Origin of the sequence: Suipraeoptans intestinalis, from assembly GCF_009696485.1 — a bacterium.
Lineage (GTDB): Bacteria > Bacillota > Clostridia > Lachnospirales > Lachnospiraceae > Suipraeoptans > Suipraeoptans intestinalis.
On record NZ_VULY01000030.1, the window covers coordinates 1 to 6,324 of the forward strand.

Genomic DNA, 6,324 nt, shown 5'->3' on the forward strand with positions numbered 1-6,324 from the left:
TATACGGAGATTTCACCAGCCAAAACAGGTGTCCATCGTTACCTTCAATATAGGAGACTATGATTCGGCAGACGTAAGCGACGCATTGCTGACAGAGTTTGGAATCTGTACCCGGGCAGGAGGACACTGTGCGCCTTTGATGCATGAGGCTTTGGGAACAAAAGAGCAGGGAGCGGTCCGCTTCAGTTTTTCCCATGAAAATACAGAAGAAGAAGTAGATTTTGGAATACAGGCCGGTACGAACGCTGGCAGAAGAGGAAGAAGAATGAGAAAGAAAGAACGAAAGCTGGTTGTCACCTTTTATACAACGGCAGACGCCATGGGAATGGAGAAGCTGTGTAAGGAAGAAGGGCTGCCGGGGCGTATCATCCCGGTTCCCAGATCCATCTCGGCGGGCTGCGGTCTTGCGTGGTGCACGGAACCGGAGCAGAAGGAAGTGATCGAGGCAGGGCTGAAACGGGCCGGGATCGAGGCGAGCGCCATTCAGGAATGTATGGTGTAAGGTGTTCTCCCGGTTATTTCATGACGATAGAAGCAAAAACGGTATACAAGATAAGGAAGTCCAGATGGGTGTGGAGCTGCTGCCGGAAAAGGCAAAGGCTCCATACTTTTTTGATTGCAGGGAAACTGCGCCGCACAGGACATAAAAAGAGCCGCCGCAGATGCGTGTACATCCCGGCAGCAAACATGCATGTTTCAGATCCATCTACACTCCGGTGATAAATGTATCCAAAAGATGCGGCAGAAGCCTGTCACTGTACTGATAAAGGGAATAGCTTCCCTTGGCCAGAGCCCAGTCGTAAAGCAACGCCCGTTCGTACATGGCATATAAATGCATCAGTTCCTCTGCGGAAGAGGATGCTGCAAATTCCTTTTTTCCAACGCTTCTTCCAGGATCTGTGTAACCCATTCAAAATAAAACCGGTTTTTGTCACTGAGGGACATTTGGCCTTGGTCACCAGCTGGGAAGAATAGAGAAGAGCCAGAAGCTCTCGGTTGACGTCATGCTCGATCATGTAAAACAGCTCATGATTTAAAAGCAGAAGCTTGTCATAACAAGAAAGAGAAGGATCCATTTCAGCAGCCAGCTCCCGGTATTTGTCGTCAAACAGATCGGACATGGAATTCAGCAAAGACTCCTTGCCTTTGAAATAGTGATAGAAAGAACCGCGAGAAGTTTTGGAGGCGACAATGATATCCTCAACTGTGGTATTATCGTAACCTTTCTTGAAAAACAGGTTCCATGCGGCCTTTACGATTCTGCTTTTGGTGGATTGCCGTTTTCGGGGCATGATAAACCTCCTCCTATCGGATTCTGGATAAACGGAAGTGCCAAAAGGCAGTTCCGGGGTAAACGGGTGCCGGGGTCTCAGAGCTTCTGAGGCGTCGGCTTACCGCTGTTGCAAAAAGAGCGAGCTCGCGAAAGCCCGCTCTGTAGAAAATATCTGACTTTGATAGATCAAAGACTAGCCTACCTGGAAACCATATTTCAATGGATCCGTAGGATCGATCAGGTAGGTTGCCACACCTGTCAGGTAGCAGGATCCTGTGATCATTGGAACGACAGCGTCAAAGTCGCCAACTTTCGTGGTTTCTTTGATCACGCCCTTGAACAGGCTGCCGATAAAGCTTTCGTAGATGAATTCTTCGCCTACGCCGATCTCGCCCCATTTGTGCAGGGTAGCCAGTTTTGCGCTGGTTCCGGTTCCGCAGGGAGAACGGTCAGCCATGTGCTCACCGAATACAACAACGTTTCTCATGGTTGCCTTGTCCGGATTTGGAGTCGGTCCGTAGAACTCTACCAGGTCTACCGTCGTGATGTCCAGAAGCGGATGCTGTACCGGAATCTCTTTGTTGATGATCTCCATCATCTTCATACCAAGGTCTGTCAGTGCAGGAACGGTCTTGGATCGATGGAATCGAAGCCGATCTTTGTAGTATCTACCAGTGCAAAGAAGCTTCCGCCGAAAGAAATGGTAAATGGAATCTCTTTTCCGTCTACCACAACGGAGCAATTCTCTTTATAAACGAAGGAAGGAACGTTTGTCAAAGTAACGCTTTCTACCTTGCCGTCCTTTACTACGGCCTCTGTACGGATGATTCCGGCAGGAGCCTCCAGAACTACCTGGTTCACTCCCTCCTTGCACTCCAGAAGACCTGCTTCCAGGGCAACGGTCACAGCGCCGATGGTGCAGTGTCCGCACATGTTCAGATATCCGCCTGTATCAAGGAACATAACGCCGAAGTCTGCCTCCGGGCTGACCGGCTTGCAAAGGAAAGCGCCGAACATGTCATGGTGTCCTCTTGGCTCAAACATCAGAGCGGTACGTACATGATCGTAGTTTTCTTCCATCCATTTTTTCTTTCGATCATGGTGTTTCCCTCTGGCTCCGGGAACCCTCCGATCACGACACGACAGAATTCCCCAACGGTGTGAGCGTCCACTACCTGTAATGCAGCTTCAAAACGCTCAAAGTTTACATTTGCTTTCAAGTCCATAATTCTACCTCCTTATAATGTAGGGTTACCTCTCGTTCATAGAAAATATCTATGAATCGTATAAAAACATGGAGAAAGACCGTTATTTTTTCAACCATGTCTTTTTAAGAAACAAAAAAACGACATAAAATTAACAATCAGAACGCATTCTAGTCAATTGTTCATCTTTCTAATAGCATTATGACCGAAAAGCCAGAAAAAGTCAATGTTTTTGGGAATATAAAAATATATAAAATTCTGTTAAAATGGTTGAAAAGACCGGGGAAGTGTGATACAGTTGTTGTGCATAAAACCAATGTACGGGGGTAGATGGGTGACTGGTGTGCCTCCTAGTCTTCAAAACTATGTAGGCGTTAGGAGCGTCCTGGGTGGGTTCGATCCCACATGCCCTCGCCAAAAAATGCCCGAATCACGTTAATTAAATAGCGAAATTGCTACAGAATATTAACGGATAATTATAGATAAAACTTATAAGTGACGCACTCATAGACAGCAACGATTACAGCACACACGACTTTGGAGGGACCTGCAGGGAGGACAGCAGGGAGAGTCAGAGAGGACAAGTGCCTTATGTATTGTTCTACATGTTGAAAAAGATTAAGTAAACGTACAGAGATTTTTGAATGCGTTGTTTTACTTTATGTTTACTTAGACTCGTTTGATCCGTTTTTTCTGAGGGCCGGCTACTGAAAGTACAACTTTAAAATGAATAAGGGATGAGAAAGATCATGGGAAATGTACAGAATTTTTACTATCGTCCAGCACTTTCCTTCTGACTCTCCCGCTGTCCCTCCCTGCAGGTCTCCCCCTCCCAAAGTCGTGTGTGCTGTAATCGTTGCTGTCTATGAGTGCGTCACTTATAAGTTTATCTATAATTATCCGTTAATATTCTGTAGCAATTTCGCTATTTAATTAACGTGATTCGGCATTTTTTGGCGAGGGCATGTGGGAATCGAACCCACCCAGGACGCTCCTAACGCCCTACACTAGTTTTGAAGACTAGGAGGCACACCAGTCACCCATCTACCCCCGTACATTGGTTTTATGCACAACAACTGTATCACACTTCCCCGGTCTTTTCAACCATTTTAACAGAATTTATATATTTTTATATTCCCAAAAAACATTGACTTTTTTCTGGCTTTTCGGTCATAATGCTATTAGAAAGATGAACAATTGACTAGAATGCGTTCTGATTGTTAATTTTATGTCGTTTTTTGTTTCTTAAAAAAGACATGGTTGAAAAAATAACGGTCTTTCTCCATGTTTTATACGATTCATAGATATTTTCTATGAACGAGAGGTAACCCTACATTATAAGGAGGTAGAATTATGGACTTGAAAGCAAATGTAAACTTTGAGCGTTTGAAGCTGCATTACAGGTAGTGGACGCTCACACCGTTGGGGAATTCTGTCGTGTCGTGATCGGAGGGTTCCCGGAGCCAGAGGGAAACACCATGATCGAAAAGAAAAAATGGATGGAAGAAAACTACGATCATGTACGTACCGCTCTGATGTTTGAGCCAAGAGGACACCATGACATGTTCGGCGCTTTCCTTTGCAAGCCGGTCAGCCCGGAGGCAGACTTCGGCGTTATGTTCCTTGATACAGGCGGATATCTGAACATGTGCGGACACTGCACCATCGGCGCTGTGACCGTTGCCTGGAAGCAGGTCTTCTGGAGTGCAAGGAGGGAGTGAACCAGGTAGTTCTGGAGGCTCCTGCCGGAATCATCCGTACAGAGGCCGTAGTAAAGGACGGCAAGGTAGAAAGCCGTTACTTTGACAAACGTTCCTTCCTTCGTTTATAAAGAGAATTGCTCCGTTGTGGTAGACGGAAAAGAGATTCCATTTACCATTTCTTTCGGCGGAAGCTTCTTTGCACTGGTAGATACTACAAAGATCGGCTTCGATTCCATCGATCCCAAGACCGTTCCTGCACTGACAGACCTTGGTATGAAGATGATGGAGATCATCAACAAAGAGATTCCGGTACAGCATCCGCTTCTGGACATCACGACGGTAGACCTGGTAGAGTTCTACGGACCGACTCCAAATCCGGACAAGGCAACCATGAGAAACGTTGTTGTATTCGGTGAGCACATGGCTGACCGTTCTCCCTGCCGGAACCGGAACCAGCGCAAAACTGGCTACCCTGCACAAATGGGGCGAGATCGGCGTAGGCGAAGAATTCATCTACGAAAGCTTTATCGGCAGCCTGTTCAAGGGCGTGATCAAAGAAACACGAAAGTTGGCGACTTTGACGCTGTCGTTCCAATGATCACAGGATCCTGCTACCTGACAGGTGTGGCAACCTACCTGATCGATCTACGGATCCATTGAAATATGGTTTCCAGGTAGGCTAGTCTTTGATCTATCAAAGTCAGATATTTTCTACAGAGCGGGCTTTCGCGAGCTCGCTCTTTTTGCAACAGCGGTAAGCCGACGCCTCAGAAGCTCTGAGACCCCGGCACCCGTTTACCCCCGGAACTGCCTTTTGGCACTTCCGTTTATCCAGAATCCGATAGGAGGAGGTTTATCATGCCCGAAAACGGCAATCCACCAAAAGCAGAATCGTAAAGGCCGCATGGAACCTGTTTTTCAAGAAAGGTTACGATAATACCACAGTTGAGGATATCATTGTCGCCTCCAAAACTTCTCGCGGTTCTTTCTATCACTATTTCAAAGGCAAGGAGTCTTTGCTGAATTCCATGTCCGATCTGTTTGACGACAAATACCGGGAGCTGGCTGCTGAAATGGATCCTTCTCTTTCTTGTTATGACAAGCTTCTGCTTTTAAATCATGAGCTGTTTTACATGATCGAGCATGACGTCAACCGAGAGCTTCTGGCTCTTCTCTATTCTTCCCAGCTGGTGACCAAAGGCCAAATGTCCCTCAGTGACAAAAACCGGTTTTATTTTGAATGGGTTACACAGATCCTGGAAGAAGCGTTGGAAAAAAAGGAATTTGCAGCATCCTCTTCCGCAGAGGAAACTGATGCATTTATATGCCATGTACGAACGGGCGTTGCTTTACGACTGGGCTCTGGCCAAGGGAAGCTATTCCCTTTATCAGTACAGTGACAGGCTTCTGCCGCATCTTTTGGATACATTTATCACCGGAGTGTAGATGGATCTGAAACATGCATGGTTTGCTGCCGGATGTACACGCATCTGCGGCGGCTCTTTTTTATGTCCTGTGCGGCGCAGTTTCCTGCAATCAAAAAAGTATGGAGCCTTTGCCTTTTCCGGCCAGCAGCTCCACACCCATCTGGACTTCCTTATCTTGTATACCGTTTTGCTTCTATCGTCATGAAATAACCGGAGAACACCTTACACCATACATTCCTGAATGGCGCTCGCCTCGATCCCGGCCCGTTTCAGCCCTGCCTCGATCACTTCCTTCTGCTCCGGTTCCGTGCACCACGCAAGACCGCAGCCCGCCGAGATGGATCTGGGAACCGGGATGATACGCCCGGCAGCCCTTCTTCCTTACACAGCTTCTCCATTCCCATGGCGTCTGCCTTGTTATAAAAGGTGACAACCAGCTTTCGTTCTTTCTTTCTCATTCTTCTTCCTCTTCTGCCAGCGTTCGTACCGCCTGTATTCCAAAATCTACTTCTTCTTCTGTATTTTCATGGGAAAAACTGAAGCGGACCGCTCCCTGCTCTTTTGTTCCAAAGCCTCATGCATCAAAGGCGCACAGTGTCCTCCTGCCCGGGTACAGATTCCAAACTCTGTCAGCAATGCGTCGCTTACGTCTGCCGAATCATAGTCTCCTATATGAAGGTAACGATGGGACACCTGTTTGGCTGGCTGGTGAAATC

Annotated in this window: 1 protein-coding gene, 2 tRNA genes and 7 pseudogenes; 5 read left to right on the top strand and 5 right to left on the bottom strand. The window is 47.1% G+C overall.

What is annotated here, in order from left to right; all coding sequences use genetic code 11:
- Both FYJ34_RS15255 and FYJ34_RS15260 read left to right on the top strand, forming a co-directional pair.
- Positions 1 to 269, top strand: a pseudogene (locus tag FYJ34_RS15255) (aminotransferase class V-fold PLP-dependent enzyme); the annotation flags it as partial.
- Positions 266 to 502, top strand: coding sequence for a putative Se/S carrier protein (locus tag FYJ34_RS15260; protein WP_154476735.1), 237 nt, complete (start codon positions 266 to 268; stop codon positions 500 to 502). The pseudogene FYJ34_RS15255 and the gene FYJ34_RS15260, both read left to right, overlap by 4 nt.
- Before the next feature lie 204 nt (positions 503 to 706).
- Here the strand turns inward: FYJ34_RS15260 and FYJ34_RS11785 are convergent.
- Both FYJ34_RS11785 and FYJ34_RS15265 read right to left on the bottom strand, forming a co-directional pair.
- A pseudogene (locus FYJ34_RS11785) lies at positions 707 to 1,292 on the bottom strand (TetR/AcrR family transcriptional regulator).
- 174 nt (positions 1,293 to 1,466) lie between these two features.
- Positions 1,467 to 2,499, bottom strand: a pseudogene (locus FYJ34_RS15265) (proline racemase family protein).
- Positions 2,500 to 2,800: 301 nt separating this feature from the next.
- Here FYJ34_RS15265 and FYJ34_RS11795 point away from each other — a divergent pair.
- Positions 2,801 to 2,895 (top strand) — tRNA-Sec (locus tag FYJ34_RS11795).
- Positions 2,896 to 3,432: 537 nt separating this feature from the next.
- Here the strand turns inward: FYJ34_RS11795 and FYJ34_RS11800 are convergent.
- Positions 3,433 to 3,530: transfer RNA gene (locus FYJ34_RS11800), tRNA-Sec, on the bottom strand.
- Between the two features lie 390 nt (positions 3,531 to 3,920).
- Between FYJ34_RS11800 and FYJ34_RS11805 the strand changes: the two are divergent.
- Positions 3,921 to 4,841, top strand: a pseudogene (locus tag FYJ34_RS11805) (proline racemase family protein).
- A gap of 230 nt (positions 4,842 to 5,071) precedes the next feature.
- Positions 5,072 to 5,627: pseudogene (locus tag FYJ34_RS11810) on the top strand (TetR/AcrR family transcriptional regulator).
- Positions 5,628 to 5,830: 203 nt separating this feature from the next.
- On the opposite strand, the pseudogene FYJ34_RS11815 reads toward FYJ34_RS11810, so the two are convergent.
- Together FYJ34_RS11815 and FYJ34_RS11820 are read right to left on the bottom strand one after the other, a co-directional pair.
- Positions 5,831 to 6,066, bottom strand: a pseudogene (locus FYJ34_RS11815) (putative Se/S carrier protein).
- A pseudogene (locus FYJ34_RS11820) lies at positions 6,063 to 6,324 on the bottom strand (aminotransferase class V-fold PLP-dependent enzyme); the annotation flags it as partial. The pseudogenes FYJ34_RS11815 and FYJ34_RS11820, both read right to left, overlap by 4 nt.

Coding starts and splice junctions, on each gene's coding strand:
- FYJ34_RS15260 (WP_154476735.1), top strand. CDS start 266: ATGAGAAAGAAAGAACGAAAGCTGGTTGTCACCTTTTATACAACGGCA.